Below are 731 nucleotides of genomic sequence, written 5' to 3' on the forward strand. Positions count from 1 at the left end.
CCGGCTAAACTCCGCGCCCATGAAGACTCCGCGCCCATGAAGACTCCGTGAACGTCGCTGCTGGGGGGCCGTCCGACCGGGGCCGGTCAACCCGCGTGCTCCGGCGCACGCTCATGCTCCTCGGTGCCCTGGTCTGCTGGCTCGTCTTCCCGGCCGGGCCCGCGCAGGCGCATTCCGTCAGTGGTGCCTCGTCCACGAACTTCCACACGACCGTGACCGGCATGAACCCCGCGGTGGACGATGTCAGCCTCGTGCCCGTGGAAAACGGCAGCCGGGTGAAGCTGACCGTCACCGGCAACCACACGGTCATCGTCAAGGGGTACAACGACGAGCCCTATCTGCGGGTGGATTCCGCCGGCGTCTGGCAGAACACGCTGTCGTCCGCCACGTATCTCAACCGCGGTCGGTACGGACCGCAGGGTCCGTCCCCGGCCGGCGACGCCAGGAACGACAGTGGCAGGGACGACAAGGCGGCGCCGCGCTGGGAGAAGATCGCCGACGGCCGGACCGCTGTCTGGCACGACCACCGCACCCACTGGATGGGCACGCAGGATCCACCGGTCGTACGAGCCGCACCCGCCCGCTTCCACCAGATCTACGCCTGGACGATCCCCCTGACCGTGGACGATCGGGTGGTCCTCACCACCGGCACCCTCGACTGGGTTCCGGGGCCGTCCCCGGTGCCGTGGCTCGCCCTCGGGGTGGTGGTCGCCGCCGGCGTCGCGGCCAGC

1 pseudogene is annotated in these 731 nt (G+C 70.3%); it reads left to right on the forward strand.

The features are described from left to right. Window positions 1-95: 95 nt before the first annotated feature. Window positions 96-731, forward strand: a pseudogene (locus tag DD1DGNOD_RS27550) (hypothetical protein); the annotation flags it as partial.

Origin of the sequence: Candidatus Protofrankia californiensis (assembly GCF_900634765.1) — a bacterium.
Lineage (GTDB): Bacteria > Actinomycetota > Actinomycetes > Frankiales > Frankiaceae > Protofrankia > Protofrankia californiensis.